The sequence below is a fragment of the Pseudoalteromonas sp. K222D genome, from assembly GCF_017653575.1.
Taxonomy (GTDB): Bacteria; Pseudomonadota; Gammaproteobacteria; order Enterobacterales; family Alteromonadaceae; genus Pseudoalteromonas; species Pseudoalteromonas nigrifaciens.
The window spans coordinates 111,498-131,465 of the sequence record NZ_JAGGDL010000003.1; the positions used below are offsets into that span (position 1 = coordinate 111,498).

17 protein-coding genes are annotated in these 19,968 nt (G+C 39.1%); 8 read left to right on the forward strand and 9 right to left on the reverse strand.

What is annotated here, in order from left to right:
• Positions 1-27 precede the first annotated feature (27 nt).
• Both grpE and J5X91_RS03190 read right to left on the reverse strand, forming a co-directional pair.
• A complete protein-coding gene (gene grpE / locus J5X91_RS03185; protein ID WP_011327905.1) occupies positions 28-639 on the reverse strand; it encodes a nucleotide exchange factor GrpE in 612 nt (203 codons plus the stop codon).
• A 57-nt stretch (positions 640-696) separates the two neighbouring features.
• Positions 697-1,662: an HrcA family transcriptional regulator gene (locus tag J5X91_RS03190; RefSeq protein WP_041454395.1), complete on the reverse strand. Its 966-nt coding sequence runs from the start codon at positions 1,660-1,662 to the stop codon at positions 697-699.
• Positions 1,663-1,829: 167 nt separating this feature from the next.
• On the opposite strand from J5X91_RS03190, the gene nadK reads away from it, so the two are divergent.
• The 3 genes from nadK to recN all read left to right on the forward strand — a co-directional run bounded on the left by nadK (position 1,830) and on the right by recN (position 5,098).
• A complete protein-coding gene (gene nadK, locus J5X91_RS03195) occupies positions 1,830-2,714 on the forward strand; it encodes an NAD(+) kinase (RefSeq protein ID WP_011327903.1) in 885 nt (294 codons plus the stop codon).
• 77 nt (positions 2,715-2,791) lie between these two features.
• Positions 2,792-3,349 carry a hypothetical protein gene (locus J5X91_RS03200; RefSeq protein WP_089368105.1) on the forward strand — a complete coding sequence of 186 codons (558 nt, stop codon included), beginning with the start codon at positions 2,792-2,794 and terminating at the stop codon, positions 3,347-3,349.
• 75 nt (positions 3,350-3,424) lie between these two features.
• A complete protein-coding gene (recN, locus tag J5X91_RS03205) occupies positions 3,425-5,098 on the forward strand; it encodes a DNA repair protein RecN (RefSeq protein ID WP_208834052.1) in 1,674 nt (557 codons plus the stop codon).
• A gap of 688 nt (positions 5,099-5,786) precedes the next feature.
• Here the strand turns inward: recN and J5X91_RS03210 are convergent.
• On the reverse strand, positions 5,787-6,125 hold the full coding sequence (locus J5X91_RS03210) for a Grx4 family monothiol glutaredoxin (RefSeq protein WP_004335359.1): 339 nt from the start codon (positions 6,123-6,125) through the stop codon (positions 5,787-5,789).
• A gap of 267 nt (positions 6,126-6,392) precedes the next feature.
• Between J5X91_RS03210 and J5X91_RS03215 the strand changes: the two genes are divergently transcribed.
• From J5X91_RS03215 to J5X91_RS03230, 4 genes are all read left to right on the forward strand, one after another.
• Positions 6,393-6,974: a Fe-Mn family superoxide dismutase gene (locus tag J5X91_RS03215; protein ID WP_011327899.1), complete on the forward strand. Its 582-nt coding sequence runs from the start codon at positions 6,393-6,395 to the stop codon at positions 6,972-6,974.
• Positions 6,975-7,184: 210 nt separating this feature from the next.
• Positions 7,185-9,107, forward strand: coding sequence for a PrkA family serine protein kinase (locus tag J5X91_RS03220; protein ID WP_011327898.1), 1,923 nt, complete (start codon positions 7,185-7,187; stop codon positions 9,105-9,107).
• A 30-nt stretch (positions 9,108-9,137) separates the two neighbouring features.
• Complete coding sequence (locus tag J5X91_RS03225; protein WP_058373133.1) at positions 9,138-10,421, forward strand: YeaH/YhbH family protein; 1,284 nt, start codon at positions 9,138-9,140, stop codon at positions 10,419-10,421.
• A 19-nt stretch (positions 10,422-10,440) separates the two neighbouring features.
• Entirely contained in the window at positions 10,441-11,955 is a 1,515-nt protein-coding gene (locus J5X91_RS03230; protein ID WP_041454394.1) for a SpoVR family protein, read from the forward strand.
• Positions 11,956-12,033: 78 nt separating this feature from the next.
• Here the strand turns inward: J5X91_RS03230 and J5X91_RS03235 are convergent, their stop codons facing one another.
• Together J5X91_RS03235 and J5X91_RS03240 are read right to left on the reverse strand one after the other, a co-directional pair.
• Entirely contained in the window at positions 12,034-13,005 is a 972-nt protein-coding gene (locus J5X91_RS03235) for a diguanylate cyclase (protein ID WP_208834053.1), read from the reverse strand.
• Between the two features lie 5 nt (positions 13,006-13,010).
• On the reverse strand, positions 13,011-14,015 hold the full coding sequence (locus J5X91_RS03240; RefSeq protein ID WP_011327894.1) for a response regulator: 1,005 nt from the start codon (positions 14,013-14,015) through the stop codon (positions 13,011-13,013).
• A gap of 226 nt (positions 14,016-14,241) precedes the next feature.
• Between J5X91_RS03240 and tpx the strand changes: the two genes are divergently transcribed.
• Positions 14,242-14,823 carry a thiol peroxidase gene (gene tpx, locus J5X91_RS03245; RefSeq protein WP_208834054.1) on the forward strand — a complete coding sequence of 194 codons (582 nt, stop codon included), beginning with the start codon at positions 14,242-14,244 and terminating at the stop codon, positions 14,821-14,823.
• A gap of 73 nt (positions 14,824-14,896) precedes the next feature.
• Here tpx and adk read toward each other — a convergent pair whose 3' ends face one another.
• The 4 genes from adk to J5X91_RS03265 form a co-directional block, all read right to left on the reverse strand.
• Positions 14,897-15,541 carry an adenylate kinase gene (gene adk, locus J5X91_RS03250; protein WP_011327892.1) on the reverse strand — a complete coding sequence of 215 codons (645 nt, stop codon included), beginning with the start codon at positions 15,539-15,541 and terminating at the stop codon, positions 14,897-14,899.
• A 164-nt stretch (positions 15,542-15,705) separates the two neighbouring features.
• Complete coding sequence (htpG, locus tag J5X91_RS03255) at positions 15,706-17,619, reverse strand: molecular chaperone HtpG (RefSeq protein ID WP_086993345.1); 1,914 nt, start codon at positions 17,617-17,619, stop codon at positions 15,706-15,708.
• 110 nt (positions 17,620-17,729) lie between these two features.
• Positions 17,730-18,443: an RluA family pseudouridine synthase gene (locus J5X91_RS03260; protein WP_011327890.1), complete on the reverse strand. Its 714-nt coding sequence runs from the start codon at positions 18,441-18,443 to the stop codon at positions 17,730-17,732.
• A gap of 197 nt (positions 18,444-18,640) precedes the next feature.
• Entirely contained in the window at positions 18,641-19,810 is a 1,170-nt protein-coding gene (locus J5X91_RS03265) for an alginate export family protein (RefSeq protein ID WP_208834055.1), read from the reverse strand.
• Between the last annotated feature and the right edge of the window lie 158 nt (positions 19,811-19,968).

The window sequence follows — 19,968 nt, forward strand, 5'->3', positions numbered from 1 at the left end:
GGCATTTTTTAAATCATTAATAACAACTTAAGCGTCAGCTGCTTTAGATACCATAACCATAGCTGGGCGCAATAAACGTCCGTTTAAGGTGTAGCCTTTTTGCATTACCGCTAATACTGTATTTGGCGATACATCGTTGCTTGGCTGAATTGACATAGCTTGATGAAACTCTGGATTAAACTGCTCACCCTGTGGGTTAACAATTTCAACGCCAAATTTTGCAACAGCATCGTTAAAGCTTTTTACCGTCATGCTAATACCTTCTAGCACAGGTTTTAGCGTTTCGTTTTCTTTATCAGAAAACTCAATTGCGCGCTCTAAGTTATCAATAACCGGGAGTAATTCGTTAGCAAACTTCTCTAGTGCAAATTTATGTGCTTTTTCTACATCTTGTGCTGCACGACGACGCATGTTTTCAACATCAGCAGCGGCGCGAACTACACCGTCTTTTTGATCTGCTATTGTTTGCTTTGCTACTTCAAGCTCTGCATATAACATTGCAATTTCGGCTTCAGGGCTTTGCTCTTGCTCTGCGTGTTCTTCTGCTGCTTGTACAGCGGCTTCAACATCAGCTTCCATTTTTGCTAGGTCTTCGTTTAGTTCTACTTCTTGTTCTGGGTTTTGTCTCTGCTCAGACATAAATATGTGCTCCAATTCTTTACAACTGCGGTAATTATGGGGATTGAATTAAAAGATTCAAGAGTTAGATGTCTCAATTAATTTAAATTCTTGGATTATTTTTTCGATTGGCGCTGATTTTGGACAAATTACACAAAAACGACTCTGATATTCTTGATTTTGAAAGTACGGCAAGCTAATCACAATCAATTCGTTACACTCTGAAAAAGGCAGGTTTTCAGTATTAAGTACCGACACCCCATTTTTAAATACTAGCTTGTCTTCGACAAAATTTAAAAAAGACACCCCAATGTTTAGGCTTTGCTCGCAATCTATTTGTTTATACAAATAGTTTTCACCAACCACAATACTATTATCAGAGCCAAGCTTTTGGCTTAGTTCACGCGTCCATTGGTTGAGTGAATCATGACAGTTACGCGGTGCAGTATTAGCCATTGCCTGCATACGGTACAAGCCTTCTATTAAGGTTTGTTGGCTAAATACCGTATTTAACCACGTGGCAAACTGATAACGCACAGTATCACTTGCATCATCGGGCTTATTAATACAAATGTTATGACTTTGCCCTGCTCTGTCTATTAATAAGATTAACCAATCCGTGGAATCAAAATCGAGCACTTCCACTCTAAATACTTGTTGCGAGCGTACCTGTGGCAAACCAACACAACAACACACCTGATAACGCTGACTTAAACCATGCGCTAATTCAACTAATTGTGTTTGCGCAGGTTGCCAGTAATTAGCTATGTCGGCGAGTGCAAAAAATTCCTCAAACCAATAATCAAATCCGTAGTCTGTTGGCACGCGCCCCGCTGATGTGTGGGGTGAGTAGAGCAAGCCCACTTTCTCTAAACGTGCCATGGCATTACGTACTGTAGCTGAGCAAACTGCCATACCTTTTAGCTTGGCAATTTTTGTTGATGGCACAGGTAAACCTTCACCATTACAATACGTGCTCATTACAGCCGCAAAAATTTGTTGATCTCGTGGGTTTAGTTTCATGGTTACTGCATCTTGTCTCATGTGCTTTATATCGGGGCAGAGCTTCTTAATTTCAAGTGATTAGCTACACGGCACGTAAATTAATGAGCTGCAAGATTAATTCATTGCAGTATTGCTAACGATCTGTATTTTCAAACACTTCTGTTTTAGGTTACTCTACAAATATTAAAACTTGCTGTGTATTTATTATGGATTCTCCTTTTCGCACTATCGGCCTTATTGGTAAACCAAATCATCCAGATGCGGCGGCAACCTTGCAGCGCCTGCATACATTTTTACTTGCGCTTGGTTTTACAGTTATTGTAGAAAAACGCACAGGAAGCCAACTTATTGATATACCAAAAAATAAGTTAGTTAAACTGGTCGACTTAGGTGAACAAGCTGATTTGGCCATTGTAGTAGGTGGCGATGGCAATATGCTTGGCGCAGCGCGTGTATTAGCACGCTTTGATATAGCCGTTATAGGTGTAAACCGAGGCAACCTTGGGTTTTTAACCGATTTAAACCCCGAGGGTTTCGAAGCCAGTTTAGAGCAGGTACTCAGCGGTGAGTATGTTGAAGAAAAGCGCTTCTTACTCGAAGTAGAAGTGTATCGTCATAACGAACTTAAAAGTGCAAACTCGGCTGTAAACGAAGCCGTTTTACATGCCGACAAAGTAGCGCATATGATTGAGTTTGAAGCCTTTATAAATAACGACTTTGTGTTTTCTCAGCGCTCTGATGGACTTATTGTATCTACCCCTACCGGCTCAACTGCTTATTCACTATCGGGGGGCGGCCCTATTCTTACTCCTGAGCTTAACGCAATAGCGCTAGTGCCTATGTTTCCACATACTTTATCGAGCCGACCTCTGGTAGTTGATGCCGATAACGAAGTACGCTTAAAACTAAGCCTTGAGAACACCGATAGTTTGCAAGTTAGCTGCGACAGCCATGTGGTACTCGCCGTTTTACCTGGTGATGAGGTAGTCATTAAAAAAGCCGATAAAAAGCTGCGCCTTATTCATCCTAAAAATTACTCTTATTACAACGTATTACGCCAAAAGCTCAATTGGGGCAGTCGTTTATACTAATTTTATTGCTAAGTATCGTGCTTTAGAGCAAAATATATTTTTTATAAAATAGCTAACCAAATCAGGATTGTGCGGCAATGACTTATATTGTTTTTTTTGCTTTATTATTATTAATTACATTATTAGCTAGTTATTTAATTGTTGAAAATAACCGTAAAAAAGCAATCGAAGCGAAAAAAAAGCTTTTTAATGCTCGAGTATCACAAGTTAATACTCGCTTAAAGCTAAAGCTCAATGAGTTACTTGACGCTAAGCTTATCCGACCCAAATACCTGCCACGTATACAAGCCATTGTAAGCAATTTTTTTGTGGTGCAAGCTCACACGGATGAAAACCTAAACCAGTTAGAAAGTACTGCCGATTTACTTATTAATATACTGTCGAACGAGTTAATTAAAACTTATCAAAGCAATGTTTCTCAAAATTTAGTCGATAATATCCAGTACTTTGTAGCGGAACTTCCCTTGCAAGGTATTTTATATAACAAGACTTTTTATCAAACTATTTTACCCGCCCTTATTGTTAATATTAAAACAGAAGACATAGAACAACTCGCTGATAATATTAATAATGCTGACGAAACAAGCGAAACTAATAGCCATTCTAAAATTATTCAAGATGAAGAAATTGCGTAAGTCATAAAAATTTAATTTGCAAAAAACCAAAACACTGTATAAATTAACAGTCAATTGACTGGATGGATAAACAGTATGTTAATTGGTTTAGAAATTAAAAATTTCGCAATTGTAAGTAATTTAAGTACAGAGTGGCAAAACGGCATGACCGCAATTACCGGTGAAACGGGTGCGGGTAAGTCGATTGCTATTGATGCCCTTTCGCTATGTTTAGGCGAGCGCGCCGAAGCCTCAGCTGTGCGCCCAAACACAGATAAAGCGGAAGTATGCGCGCAATTTGATTTAAGTAATTTACCCCTCGCTCATGCTTTTTTAGAACAAAATATGTTGAGTAACGCCGATAACGAATGTTTATTGCGCCGCGTGGTGTGTAAAAATGGCCGCAGCAAAAGCTACATTAATGGCAGCGCTGTAACAGCAGCGCAACTAAAAGAGCTTGGCCAGTATTTAATTTCGATTCATGGCCAACATGCCCACCAACACTTGTTAAAAGCCGAGCATCAACTGCAGCTACTAGATGCCTATGCCGGACATCATAATTTGGTCAGTGGCGTTAGCCAAAGCTATAAGCAATTTGCTAATTTACAAAAAGAATTTAAACACTTACAACAACAACAGCAGCAGCAAGCTGCGCAAAAACAACTATTAGAATACCAAGTAGCAGAACTTAACGAGTTTGCCCTACAAGAAGGTGAGTTTGAACAAATAGAAGCTGAGCATTACAAGTTAAGTAATAGCCAAACGATTTTAGAAACGTGTCAGCGTGAGTTACAGCATTTATACGAAAGTGATGAGCAAAATGCTTGTTCGTTATTGCAACACAGCGCGCAACAGTTTTCTGAGCTGGCACAATATGACGAAACATTAGCAAGTGTAGCTACATTGCTTGCAGAGGCCGCAGTACAAGTAGAAGAAGCTAGCCGAGAAGTGCGCAGTTACACTGAGCAGGCCGATTTAGATCCTGCTCGCTTGGTGGAGGTAGAAAACAGATTAAGCGGCGCTATGGATTTAGCGCGTAAACACCATATTAAACCACAGGCATTGGTTGAGTTTCATCAAGCTATTAGTCAAGAACTCGAGTCTATTAGCAATAACAGCTCTCGCTTAGAGCAGTTAGAATCTGAAATTGAAAACACACTTAGCCATTATCAACATGCTAGTGAACAGCTAAGCCAAAGCCGCCGTGAGTATGCTAATACACTAAACCGCTTAATTAGTAACAGCATGGCAAACCTGTCAATGGAAAACGGCATATTTGAAATTGCCCTAACTCAAGAAACCGAACGCGCACCAAATAGCTTAGGCTACGACAATGTATTGTTTTTAGTATCAACTAACCCAGGACAACCATTACAACCATTAGCAAAGGTTGCATCGGGTGGTGAGCTGTCGCGTATAAGTTTAGCTATTCAGGTAATTATTGCGCAAAAAGTCACAACACCTACCCTTATTTTTGATGAAGTTGATGTGGGGATCTCCGGCCCAACGGCCTATGCTGTTGGTAAGTTATTGCGTCAATTAGGTAAGTCTACCCAAGTGATTTGTGTTACCCATTTACCGCAAGTAGCCAGCAGTGCGCATCAACAGTTTTTTGTTGCTAAAGAAATAGCAAATGGAGAAACTTTTACCCATATGCAGCCTTTAAACAAAGATGGCAGAGTTAACGAAATAGCACGCCTATTAGGGGGTGATAATATAAGTAAAACAGCAAAAGCAAATGCTAAAGAGCTAATAATGGCACACGCTTAATATTACTTTTATACGTTTATTTTAATATGTGGTTAGTAGGGTTAAGAGTTAAGGATTAAAATGCAAAATACAGTTGCCTACTTTTGTTTAACTGCGGGCTGGTTAGTGTTAATAGTTAGCCTTGTTTTTCTGATTTTGAGTACCTTTAAACATACTCACTTTAAGCAGATTTTATTGCGCTATTTAAATACAGCATTGATTTGGCAGTTATTGGTCATGCTGGTTTTTATAATGAATAATACAACAGCCACTTTAAACAATTTTATTATTATTTGTGGGGTAATAATTACATTGCAATTACTATGTAATTTAGCCTGTTATTTAAGTGTAAAACGCGCAAAAGCAAAAGGCAGACCCTCATTAGATCATTTTTCTATGGACTAAGTATTACTGTATTTTATTCAAGCAATAAATAAAGTACTTACAGTGGGGTAAAGCGTTTTAATGTGGTGCTTTGATGTTGGCTTTTAGTAGGTATCTTATTGCTGAGCTACTCAACTTTTTAAGTCTAAAAGCTAATGTTGCAGCATTTACGCACGTCTAATTTGGTTTGGCTGGTAAGTTTTTAATGATTAATTTATCGATAAGAAACGATTAATAAAAAACAATAAAACCACTATAAAAGTGGTTTTATTGTTTTAGCAAAATTTTGTATCAATACACCTTAAAAAGCGTGCTTATCGAGATATTATTCTGCGTCAGCTTCTTTATATTTAGCTGCTGTTTCAGTAATTAATGGTTGTAATTCACCACGCTGAAACATTTCGATGATAATATCACAACCACCAACTAATTCGCCATCTACCCATAACTGTGGGAATGTAGGCCAATTTGCATAAGCAGGAAGCTCAGCACGAATGTCTGGATTAAGTAAAATATCAACATATGCAAATGGTTCACCACATGACATTAACGCTTGCGATGCTTGTGAAGAAAAACCACAGTTAGGCAACTTAGGCGATCCTTTCATGAAAAGGATTATTGGGTTTTCTGAAATTTGCTGTTTAATTTTATCAATGGTTTCCATCTACAACCTCAAAATGACGATAATTTAATATACCTAAGGCCTTGAAAATAACTCAGTGAGACCATAGATCTATAACTTAAAATGGGCAAATAAAGCCGCAATTGAAATAGTCTTTAGCAATAGCATTGCTGTTTGCTAAAACTTGAGTAGAATACTCAACAATTATAGTAACACTATATTCCCGTTTGGTATAGATAACTGGCCTGTTCCAACAGGCATTACGTATTACTAAATGGACTATTAACTAAAAGAAGATGGAGATAAAAAATGGCATTTGAACTACCGTCACTACCATATGCAATTGATGCACTTGAGCCGCATATTTCAAAAGAAACTCTTGAGTTTCATCATGGTAAACACCACAACACTTATGTTGTTAAACTTAATGGTTTGATCCCAGGCACTAAGTTTGAAAACAAATCTCTTGAAGAAATCGTATGTTCATCAGACGGTGGCGTGTTTAACAACGCTGCACAAATCTGGAACCATACGTTCTACTGGAACAGTTTATCGCCAAATGGCGGTGGTGCACCGACTGGCGCGGTTGCTGATGCAATCAATGCTAAATGGGGCTCTTTTGATGCATTTAAAGAAGCATTAAACGACAAAGCAGTTAATAACTTTGGTTCTAGCTGGACTTGGTTAGTTAAACTAGCTGATGGTTCACTAGACATAGTTAACACTTCTAACGCTGCTACACCATTAACTGATGATGGTGTTACTCCAATCCTAACTGTGGACTTATGGGAACACGCTTACTACATCGATTACCGTAACGTTCGTCCAGATTACCTTAAAGGTTTTTGGTCGCTAGTTAACTGGGAATTCGCGAACGCTAACTTCGCTTAATTAGCCCTTAAAAGCTAAATTTAAAAAGACGCTGCGGCGTCTTTTTTTATGCTTGGTAAATTACCATCTCCTTGTACAAATACCTCTTATATTAAAAAGTCAAGATCATAATTTTTAATATAAATTTTTAATTTTATTGCACAAAAATTCAAAATCGTGACTAGACTTTAAGAAGTTAAGCTATTTTTAAAGTGGGTTTTGGAGGTCTTTATGACGATTTTTGATCATTACCAAGCACGATATGAAGCTGGACAAGAAGAAGAGTACAGTATTGCTGAGTTTTTAGATATTTGTAAAACCGACAAATCTGCCTACGCAAGTGCTCCTGAGCGTCTACTAATGGCAATTGGCGAGCCACAAATGATAGACACAGCAACAGACGCACGCTTAAGTCGATTATTTTCTAATCGTGTAGTAGCACGCTACCCTGCCTTTGCTGATTTTTATGGTATGGAAGATGCCATCGAACAAATTGTTTCTTATTTAAAACACGCCTCTCAAGGCCTAGAAGAATGTAAACAAATTCTTTATTTATTGGGTCCGGTTGGTGGTGGTAAATCATCTATTGCCGAAAAACTGAAATACTTGATGCAACAAGTACCCATTTATTCTATTAAAGGCTCCCCTGTAAACGACCACCCGCTGTCATTATTCGATCCGATTGAAGATGCTAAATTACTTGAACAAGAATACGGCATTAAACCACGCTATTTGAAAACTATTATGTCGCCTTGGGCCGGAAAACGCTTAAAAGAATTTAACGGCGACATTAGTCAATTTAAAGTGGTTAAGCGCTACCCTTCTATTTTAAATCAAATAGGGATTGCCAAAACTGAGCCTGGGGATGAAAACAACCAAGATATTTCGGCACTAGTAGGTAAAGTAGATATTCGCCAACTAGAACATTTTGCACAAAATGATCCCGATGCTTACGCCTACTCTGGATCTTTATGTTTAGCAAACCAGGGCTTAATGGAGTTTGTTGAGATGTTTAAAGCGCCTATTAAGGTACTGCATCCTCTGCTAACAGCCACCCAAGAGGGTAACTACAACGGTACTGAAGGTATTAGTGCTCTGCCCTTTAACGGCATGATACTAGCCCACTCTAACGAATCTGAGTGGCAAACTTTTAAAAACAATAAAAACAATGAGGCATTCCTAGACCGGGTATATATTGTTAAGGTTCCTTATTGCTTACGTGTTACCGAAGAAATTAAAATTTACGATAAGCTACTTCAACACAGTGAGTTGTACAACGCGCCATGCGCCCCGGGAACACTTAAAATTTTAGCGCAGTTTTCAACGCTATCACGATTAAAAGAGCCTGAAAACTCGAGCCTTTTTTCAAAAATGCGAGTGTATGACGGCGAAACCCTAAAAGACACTGATCCTAAAGCTAAATCGTATCAAGAGTATCGAGACTATGCTGGGGTTGATGAAGGTATGACAGGACTTTCTACCCGTTTTGCTTTTAAAATTTTATCGCGAGTATTTAATTTTGACACCCTAGAGGTTGCTGCGAATCCAGTACATTTATTTTATGTGTTAGAACAACAAATTGAGCGTGAGCAGTTTGCATCTGATACCGAAGAGCGTTATTTGAGCTTTTTAAAAGGCTATTTAATTCCGCAATATGTGGAGTTTATTGGTAAGGAGCTGCAAACCGCATACTTAGAGTCGTACTCTGAATACGGACAAAATATTTTTGACCGTTATGTTATTTACGCCGACTTTTGGATTCAAGATCAAGAATACCGCGACCCCGATACTGGCCAACTATTTGACCGTGATGCCCTTAATGCAGAACTTGAAAAAATAGAAAAGCCAGCGGGTATTTCTAATCCAAAAGATTTTCGTAACGAAATAGTAAACTTTGTGCTTAGGGCTCGAGCGCACCATAATGGTAAAAACCCACTGTGGACCAGCTACGAAAAATTGCGCACCGTGATCGAGAAAAAAATGTTCTCTAATACCGAAGATTTGCTACCCGTTATTTCGTTTAATACCAAAACCTCTGCCGAGGATCAGCAAAAACACGAAGACTTTGTTAATCGTATGGTCGAAAAAGGCTACACACAAAAACAAGTGCGGTTGTTATCTGAATGGTATTTACGGGTTAGAAAATCGCAATAACCTTCATATTGGTAGTTTAGGAGGTAATTAATGGCGCATTTTATAGATAGGCGATTAAACGCAAAGAATAAAAGCACGCTTAATCGCCAGCGCTTTATTAGGCGCTATAAAAAACAAATTAAAGAAGCGGTTTCTGATGCGATTAATAAACGCAGTGTCACCGACGCAAGTTCGGGAGAGAGTATTTCTATTCCGCAACGCGATATTAGCGAACCTACATTTCATCAAGGAAAAGGCGGCAATAGAGAACAAATACATCCAGGGAACGATCAGTTCTCTACTGGCGATAAAGTAGAGCGCCCTAAAGGTGGGCAAGGTGGTGGCGCAGGAGGCGGTGAAGCGAGCGACTCGGGAGAAGGCCAAGACGAATTTGTATTTTCGATTTCAAAGGATGAATATTTAGATTTATTGTTTGAGGATTTAGAGCTGCCAAACTTGCAAGAAAATCAGCTCGACAAACTAGTACAAATGAAAACTCATCGCGCTGGTTTTTGCAGCGATGGTATGCCAAGTAATATTGATATTGTACGCTCACTCAAAGGCTCGTTAGCACGGCGTGTGGCCATGAGCGCAGGTAAAAAGCGTTTATTAGCAGAGCTTGAAGCTCAGTTAGTTATTTTACTTGCACAAGCACATCCTGATAAAGCTGCTATTGTGCTGTTAAGTAGTGAAATTGAACTAATTAAAAAGCAAATTAAGGCAGTGCCTTTTATTGATAATTACGACTTACGTTTTCGTAATTACGAAAAACGCCCTCACCCTACCAGCAAAGCCGTGATGTTTTGTATTATGGATGTGTCTGGCTCTATGGATCAGGCCACAAAAGACATGGCTAAGCGCTTTTATATTTTGCTATATCAGTTTTTAACACGCAGCTATAAAGACATTGAAGTGGTATATATTCGCCATCACACGCAAGCTAAAGAAGTTGACGAACAAGAGTTTTTTTACTCCCAAGAGACCGGCGGCACAATTGTTTCGAGTGCCCTTAAACTCATGGACGAAATAATTAAAGAGCGCTACAACTCTGAACAATGGAATGTGTATGCCGCGCAAGCGTCTGATGGTGATAACTGGGCAGACGACACACCGCAATGTGGACAAATTTTGCGTAATAAATTATTAAACGCAGTGCGCTATTTTGCCTATATAGAAATAACCACACGGGCGCATCAAAGTTTATGGCGCGAGTATCAAGACATAACCCAAAGCCATGCTAATTTTGCCATACAACATATTCAAAGCGTTGAGGATATTTACCCTATTTTTAGAGAGCTATTTAAAAAAGGTCGTCAGCAGCAAGGGGCTGCATAGCCTAAGCGAGGTAGTAAATATGAAGGATAAACATATAAGTGATGGCCCAGATTGGACTTTTGAGTTATTGGCCCAGTACCGTGATGAAATAGCCCGTGTTGCACAGCACTATCGCTTAGACACGTACCCTAATCAAATTGAAGTGATCACCGCTGAGCAGATGATGGATGCCTATTCTAGCGTTGGTATGCCTATAGGCTATAGCCATTGGTCATACGGTAAAAAGTTTATTCAAACTGAGCAAAATTATAAACGCGGTCAAATGGGATTAGCCTACGAAATCGTCATTAACTCCGATCCATGTATTGCCTATTTAATGGAAGAAAACACCCTGCCCATGCAAGCACTGGTTATGGCGCATGCTTGTTATGGGCATAATTCTTTTTTTAAAGGGAATTACTTATTTAAAACCTGGACCGACGCCGGCTCAATTATCGATTACCTACTGTTTGCTAAAAAGTACATTAGCCGCTGCGAAGAAAAATACGGTATTACTGAGGTAGAAACCCTGCTCGACTCTTGTCATGCGCTAATGAATTACGGCGTAGACAGATACAAGCGCCCGCAACGTATTTCATTATTTGAAGAACAAAAGCGCCAGCAAGAACGAAAAGACTATCTACAATCACAAGTAAACGAGTTGTGGCGCACTATTCCAGCTCAACAACAAGAAGCTAAAAAGCATGAGCGTCATTTTCCACAAGAGCCACAAGAAAATATTTTATACTTTATTGAAAAAAATGCGCCATTGCTAGAGTCATGGCAGCGTGAAATCATTCGGATTGTACGTAAAATATCGCAATATTTTTATCCGCAAAAACAAACCCAGGTGATGAATGAAGGTTGGGCTACATTTTGGCATTATACTATTTTGAATCACTTATATGACGAAGGAAAATTGACTGATTCATTTATGATGGAGTTTTTACAAAGCCACACTAATGTGATTTATCAACCACCTTATAATAGCCAATATTACTCGGGTATAAACCCTTATGCTCTGGGCTTTAATATGATGGTAGACATTCGCCGTATTTGTGAGCAGCCAACAGAGGAAGATAAACGCTGGTTCCCGCAGTATGCTGGCAGTAATTGGCTCGACACGCTGCACTTTGCTATGCAAAACTTTAAAGATGAAAGTTTTATAAGCCAGTTTTTATCACCTAAACTGATCCGTGACTTTAAATTATTTACTATTGTTGATCATACAAATAACCCTCATTTAGAAATAGGTGCTATTCATGATGATAATGGCTATAAAGCAGTGAGAGAGGCGTTATCGGCGCAATATAATTTAAGTAATCACGAGCCTAATATTCAAATCTATAATGTTGATATTAGAGGCGACAGATCTCTTACATTACGTTATGTGCCGCACAATAATATTCCGCTCGCTAACTCACACGATGAAGTACTTAAACATCTTTACCGTTTATGGGGATTTAAAGTAAAGCTAGAGCAAGAGTCGAGTAGCGGTGAAGTTTCTATTCTTAGTCAATGTCCAATAGATGATTATCGCCATACCACGGAGTAAATAATCTAGGTTATGGATAATAGATTTATTAAGCAACGCTGCATACTCGCGTTAACTAACCGATATAAAAAATGACGCTTAGGCGTCATTTTTTATATCGTCAAACATAGTAATACTATTCCTACCATTGTGTTTTGAATTATAAAGTGCTTTATCGGCAGCCTCAATCCAGCGTTCATGGTTTTTAAATTCATTACTATAAGAGGCAATGCCAATACTAACCGTCATACTCACTAGCTGATCTTTGTAAGCCACCGGGGTTGCCGCAATTAGTTCACGTAAACGCTCGGCTATTATCATCGCACCTTGTTTATCAGTATCGAGTAAGGTGATAGCAAATTCTTCACCACCGTAGCGCCCTGCTATATCTGTTTCGCGCAATGTGCCTTTTAGTAATTTTGCAATATGACGCAATGCCTCGTCACCACAACTGTGGCCGTACTCATCGTTCACTTTTTTAAAGTGGTCAATATCAAACATTAATAAAGTACTGCAACCACCACTGCGTTTAGTACGCAAAAACTCTTGGCGTAACGTATGTTCCCAGTGCCCTCGGTTAGCTAGCTGCGTTAAGCTATCGGTTTGACTAACTTGCTCAAGCTTTTTATTTAACTGTTCGAGTTCTTTTTTATTAACGGCTACATCTGTTACATCGTAAATAATAATACATATATGCTCAACATCACCACGGGTATTTTTTAGTGGAATAAAGGTGGCATTTTGGTACATATAATCAGCTTTGCCGGTAATTGGCCGATAGTTTTTAAAACGAAAGATATAAGGTTGCTGTTCCCAAATTGTAAACGAGCGGTTTTTTAGTACAAACACGGATTCAGATTTACTTCTAAACCACTTTTCATCTATTGCGGGAAATAAATCAAATAAGTCTTTGTGTTTAACTGCGCTTGGCAGTAATCCAGAATGATTTTCCATAAAACCATTCCATACACACACTTTATATTCTCTGTCGAGCACCACTAGGCCCACATCAACAGTATTAAACATATCCATTAACCAATGGATTTCATTCATATTTAAATCAGCTGACATAATCGTTAATCTTCTAATAGGTAGGCAACTTTGTACTTCAAAGTTTTTAGTGAGTCTTCGGTAAATAACAACATCAAATCGCAATTTATATTGTGGTTTTCAATACCGTAACTTATCTCGATTGCTAAGGTACGTTGCCAACGTGGTTTGTTAGATTTAACCAGCTCTGATACATCTCTATGCTGACCCAGTACTATGGGATGCCCTTGGCTAAATGTCATATCAAGTTGTTTAGAGAGTCCAGTTAAAATAGCGCCAATAAGTATATTACTGATATCCATTAACAGCTCTAGCTCTACTTTTTCATTGAGCTCACCGTCGTAGTTCATTAGCGATGCTATTTCTTTAAAGCTCGAGTCATTTAAAAGTAGTAATGCTTCCCCTGATACACCGCCGCCTATAAAGCCTTGGCAGATACCCGAGGTTGAGGTGCTGTTATCAATTGAGCGCAGCGCCATATCAAGCTCATTTACTTCTAGAATATTAACATTAGGTATGGGCAGCTTAACAAATACATTAAGTAACCTTGCGAGTAGGTCGCCTGCTTGCCCCATGGCCACGTTAGTAAGCTCTTGGTATATATCTCGCACATCAGGGTCTACCTGCTCACCTAACGAGTGCGCAAGGCGCTCTCGCATTGCTTTGTCTTTAATGCCATGATGTTCAATAATAGTGGCTAGCTTTTCTGCGGAGCAAGGTTTTTGAATAAAATCAATTGCACCTAGCTCTAATACGCGCTCATGTGCCGCCGGCTGAATATCGCCAGAAACCACCACAGTGAGCACATTAAGACCAAGCTCTCGTATCGCTATGAGTACTTCATAACCATCCATTTCCGGCATATTTAAATCAAGAAAAAGAATTTCTGGCTGTATTTTTTTTATTTGGTTTATACAATCTACACCGTCATGCGCAAATTCAATTTTAATATCCCAATCCACTGGTAAAGATCGAGCTAGTTGGCGTCTAGCTAATTTTGAATCATCACATATTAGTACCGATGTTGACATATTCTCTCTCTATTTTGACCCTGTTATAGGTATCAAATTGCATTAATAAAGGTTTAATTATTGTTTTTTATATACATATTTTTTACATATGTATGTTATATCAAAGTATACCTTGTTTACAATTTTTGATTAATAAATAAAAGCATCTACTTCTTCTGCTTGGTGAGCACTTCGCAGTATAATACACTTAACGCTATTACAGCCTGAATCTAAAAGGAAATACCCTATGTTTCGCTCGTTAATTTTTGCATTAAGTGCATTTAGTTCTGTGGCTTTTGCTGCCGATTATACCGAAAACACGCTTGATGCAGGCAAAGTCTCTGCACAAGGCAAACCTGTTACTTTATTAGGTGAGGGAGTTGCTATAGGTGATAGCGCACCAGAGTTTAAAGTGGTCGACGCTAACTTTACCCCTGTTACATTGAGTGCGTATAAAGGCCAAGCCGTTTTGATTAGCGTAGTACCTAGTTTAGATACCGGTATTTGCAGCCTACAAACTAAACACTTTAACGAAAAAGTAGCACAACAATTTCCAAACATAACCATGTTGACCATTAGTAGCGATTTACCTTTTGCGCAAAAACGTTTTTGCAAAGCTGAGAACATAGATAAGGTAATTGTGCTTTCTGATTCGGTATGGCACGACTTTGGTCAGAAGTATGGATTTATAATTAAAGATATGGGGCTACTAACACGCGCTGTACTTATTTTAGATAAAAACCATAACGTGGTTTATAAGCAATTAGTGAGTAACCTTGCAACTGAACCTGAATACGCCAGCGTGATTGAAAAACTAAAGGCACTCTAAATTAACCTAAACTCTGCACAAAAAAACCGCTAAATTTTACATTAGCGGTTTTTATTTAATAAAGGACTGTAAATTAGCCTAATAGCTCACCTAACTGTTTGCTAATAGCATCAACAGCTTGTGTACCATCTAGCTTATGATACTGGGTGTTACCCGCAGCAGCTTCTGCTTGGTAGTAATCAACCAATGGCATAGTTTGCTCATGGTAAATACCTAAGCGTTTACGTACTGTTTCTTCAGTATCGTCTGCACGAATAATAAGCTCTTCACCTGTTTCGTTGTCTTTATCTGCCACTTTTGGTGGATTATAAACAACGTGATAAACACGACCAGAACCTGGATGAACACGACGTCCACCCATACGCTCAACAATCACTTCATCAGCAACATCAAATTCAATAACGTGATCAACCACTACGCCATTTTCTTTCATCGCATCTGCTTGTGGAATGGTGCGCGGGAAACCGTCTAATAAAAAACCATTTTCGCAATCAGCTTTAGTAATACGCTCTTTTACTAAACCAATGATAATATCGTCAGAAATTAACTGGCCTGCATCCATTACTTTTTTTGCTTCAAGACCCAGTGGAGTGCCTTCTTTAATTGCTGCACGTAACATATCACCAGTCGAAATTTGTGGAATACCGTATTTATCCATCAAGTACTGAGCTTGAGTGCCTTTACCTGCACCCGGCGCGCCCAAAAGAATAATGCGCATATCATTGTCCCTTAGTAATAGTTTGTTTTTTGAAGCCTGAATTCTTCCATAAGCGCCGCCGATACTCAAGCAACTTATACTAATTGATAAGTCATTAGCGGGCTTATAGCGTATAAAAAAGGGAACTTAGGTTCCCTTTTAACTTAATCTTTAATTTTTTAAACTTATTTGCTTAATTCAAGCATAAGTTTATTTAAGCGAGTTACAAACCCTGTAGGGTCTTTAAGTGTGCCACGCTCTGCAAGTAGCGCTTGGTCAAGTAATACATGCGACCACTGTGCAAACTTATCTTCGTCTTGCTCATCATTTAAATGCTTAACAAGTTGATGTTCTGGGTTTAGCTCAAATACAGGTTTTGCTTCAGGAGCAGCTTGACCAACCGATTCCATTAGCTTTTGCATTTGTGAACTCATGTCGTTGTCATCGCTAACAACACATGCTGGAGAGTCGGTTAAACGATGCGTAAAACGCACTTCTTTAACTTCATCACCTAACGCAGTTTTAATACGCTCTACTAAACCGGCAACTTCTTTTTCAGACTCTTCTTGCGCTTTTTTAGTCTCTTCGTCGTCAAGCTTACCTAAGTCTAAATCACCACGGGTGATTGATTGTAGTTGCTTATCAGCAAATTCAGTTAAGTGGCTCATCATCCACTCATCTACACGGTCACTTAGCAGTAATACTTCAATGCCTTTTTTACGGAAAATCTCTAAATGCGGAGAGTTTTTCGCAGCAGTAAACGTATCAGCCACTACGTAGTATATTTTTTCTTGGCCTTCATTCATGCGCTCAACGTATTGCTCAAGCGATACATCTTGCGTTGCTGAATCGGTATGCGTAGAAGAGAAACGTAATAGTTTACAAATTGCTTCTTTATTAGCTGCATCCTCTGCAGGGCCTTCTTTGATCACTTGACCAAATTCATTCCAAAATACTTGGTAATCGTCAGCTTTGTTTTTAGCCATACGCTCAAGCATTTTAATAATACGCGATGTACACCCTTTACGAATAGCTTGCGTTACTTTGTTGTCTTGTAGAATTTCGCGAGATACGTTAAGTGGTAAATCGTTTGAATCTAACAAGCCTTTTACAAAACGTAAATAACTTGGCATGAATTGTTCAGCGTCATCCATAATAAACACGCGTTGTACGTACAGTTTTAAACCACTTTGGCGATCACGATTCCATAAGTCGAATGGCGCTTTTTTAGGGATGTATAACAAGCTAGTGTATTCAGTTTTACCTTCTACCTTGTTATGCGCCCAGCTTAATGGATCTTCCCAATCGTGGCTTACGTGCTTATAAAACTCTTTGTATTCGTCATCTGAAAGCTCTGACTTATCACGAGTCCACAGTGCAGTAGCACGGTTAATACTTTCCCACTCACCTGGTACTGCTGGGATTTTTTCGCCATCTTCCCCTTCAGACTCTGGCACTTCTGCTTTGTACATTTGTACTGGGGTCGAAATATGATCCGAGTATTTAGTCACTATGCTGCGCAGGCGCCACTCATCAGCAAACTCTTTTTCTTCTTCGCGAAGATGTAGAATAATGTCGGTACCACGGCCTTCTTTTTCAATTTCTTGCAGCGTGTACTCGCCTTCGCCTTGAGACTCCCACTCGTAAGCAGTTGTTTCGCCAGCTTTACGGGTGCGAACCGTTACTAAGTCTGCCACGATAAATGCTGAGTAAAAACCAACACCAAACTGACCAATTAACTGCGAGTCTTTACTTTGATCGCCAGTTAAGTTTTTGAAAAATTCAGCAGTACCCGATTTTGCAATCGTCCCTAAAGAGCTAATTACTTCATCGCGGGTCATACCAATACCATTATCTGAAATAGTAATGGTGTTAGCTTCTTTGTCAGCGCTAATACGCACACGTAAGTCAGCGTCGCCTTGGTACAGATCACCTTGTGATAATGCTAAAAAGCGTAACTTGTCTGCTGCATCTGAGGCATTTGACACAAGTTCACGTAAAAATATTTCTTTATTAGAATAAAGAGAATGAATCATTAAGTTTAATAATTGTTTTACTTCTGTTTGAAAGCCTAATGTTTCTTTTTGTGCTGCAGTCATTTATATATCTCCAATTTGCAAAGTGTCTGCGTTATGCACTTAATATGGGGGGAGCTGCTAGAACTTCAAGGGAAAAAATAAAAAAAGTCCTAACCAATATTGTCTTAAAACTAAAACGTACCAGCGCATTGCATATGAATTTGTTCATTGCTTACCGGGTGCTGAAAATACAAATCACTTGCATGAAGCTGTAAGCGCGCTGCCATATGCTCGCTTTGTGCATTGTTATATAAATCGCACCCTAAAATAGGATGCCCTATAAACTGGCTGTGAATACGCAATTGGTGCGTACGCCCTGTAATGGGTGTAAATTGCACTAAGGTTCGCTGTGGTTGCGTTAGGCGCTGCAGCACTTTATATTCACTTACGGCTGTTTTACCTGTGGTTTCGCAGATTTTAACCCGCGGAAAAAGCAGTTTATCTTTTGCTATCGACGCACTAATTTGCCCTTCGTCGTCAATTAACCATCCGTGTAACATGGCTACATAGCGCTTTTTAATTGTACGCGCCTGAAACTGTTTATTTAGGTGCTTAGAAGCCGCCGCGTTTAATCCCACAATCATAATGCCTGATGTACCTAAGTCTAACCTATGCGGTAACTTAGCCTCAGGGTACGCAGCCGTAATACCTGTTTGCCCATTTACCAAACGATAATGCACAGAATCCCAATTGAGCGGATTTTTACCCGACAAACTCAACAAACCACTGGGTTTGTTGATCAGTAAAATGTCTTCATCGTGATAAACAATCTGCACGCTCTGATCACACTGCGGCGCGACAAAGTTATCAATAGCGCAGGGGGTTAAGTGATGAAATTCAGACATAGTCTTCCTAATAACACATAGCGCCACCTAGGCGGCATGTGTCTGGTTCAAAGTAAAGTGAGTAAATTACACCGGTAAAGCTGAGCGCTGATTAGCTGCTCTGCTAGGGATAACACTTGATACAGGGCCATTTATTAAAAGCAGATAGTAACATTTGTCGCTGTAAAATAACCCATGAATTGGTTAATCAGTGTGACTTAATAGGCAAAATGCAGCATAGCTTCAACAAAAAAGCTTTGATCTTTTTCTAAATTCGCTCTGTTACTCATATTTATATAGCTGGTAATCAGTTCAAAAGAGATTTTTTTTGTATACAAATACTGTGTTGTTAAGCTATAAGTATCGGCAATTTTAGCGCCTTTTAATTGCTCATTAGCAATAAATAGACTCCTGCCAGGACCAAAAATATCGCCCTGTTCGTTCACTCTAAATAATCGACGCATATCCAAACTAATATCAAATTTATCAGTAAGTTGAGCTTGCAATTTTGCGCCTATATGTTTGATATTTGTGGTAGAAAATATACCTGCCTCAGAATAATACGGCGCTTTTGCATATAAAGATCGAAAATATCCATCTTCATGCCCTGCCTCACCGCCCGTTGCATAACTTAAAGTAGGGCCAAACTTTAAGTTTGCGAGAGAATACAGCCCAGAAAACTGTGCAAACCATGCTTTAGTATGCTCACTCTTTACTATGCCGGTTTGATGAGCCACGTGAAAAGTGCTACTAAAACGGCCTAATTTTTTACGATATTGGGCTTCAATAGTGTGTCTGCTTTCGTTATTTTCTGCCGTGGTATCGCGGTACCACATGCTGTGCAGCAGTAATTCAGCTGTGCTCAAGTACACACCTGTTATTCTTTCAGAAGATAAATGTTTATCATCAAACACGCCTGCTTTGCTAACCACAGCATAGCCATGGTATGCATTAATTTGCAGCTGGTTAAGGACGTTATTTTGATACATCACGCCATCGAAGCGTCTTCTTACGTTGGTACCTTCGCGCTTACCTAACAACCTTTGGTCTGCAACTGACCAAACTTGTCGACCTAATTTAATAGCATGATTAGGGCTTGTAACACTCAGATAGCCTTGATGCAGATCAAATTCATTATGCTCAAATGAATATTTTCCTTGTGCAAAAGAGGAATCATACGCAGCAATCGTTTCGAGATAAAATAAGCTATTATTACTAAGTGGCAAATCTGCCTTAAGTAGCAGTCGAGCGAAGTTGGTTGATAAATCAGTATCGGAGAGCTCATTATTTTCAATGTGTTGAAACTTAATACGTCCTTCAACGGCAACCTCAGCCAAAACACAACTACTAAGTAAAAGTAATAGTAAAGACAAACCATATCGAGTCATTTAACTTTCTCCGCACGCGACGACTAGCTAAGCTAGCTCATCAGTTAAACCTAAAGAACCACAATAATTGGTTATCTTTATTGTGTAGCTAAACGGATATTAATTTATTCCAGCCAAGCTATTTACGGTATCGGTGTTGTTTACACTAATTTTTTTGC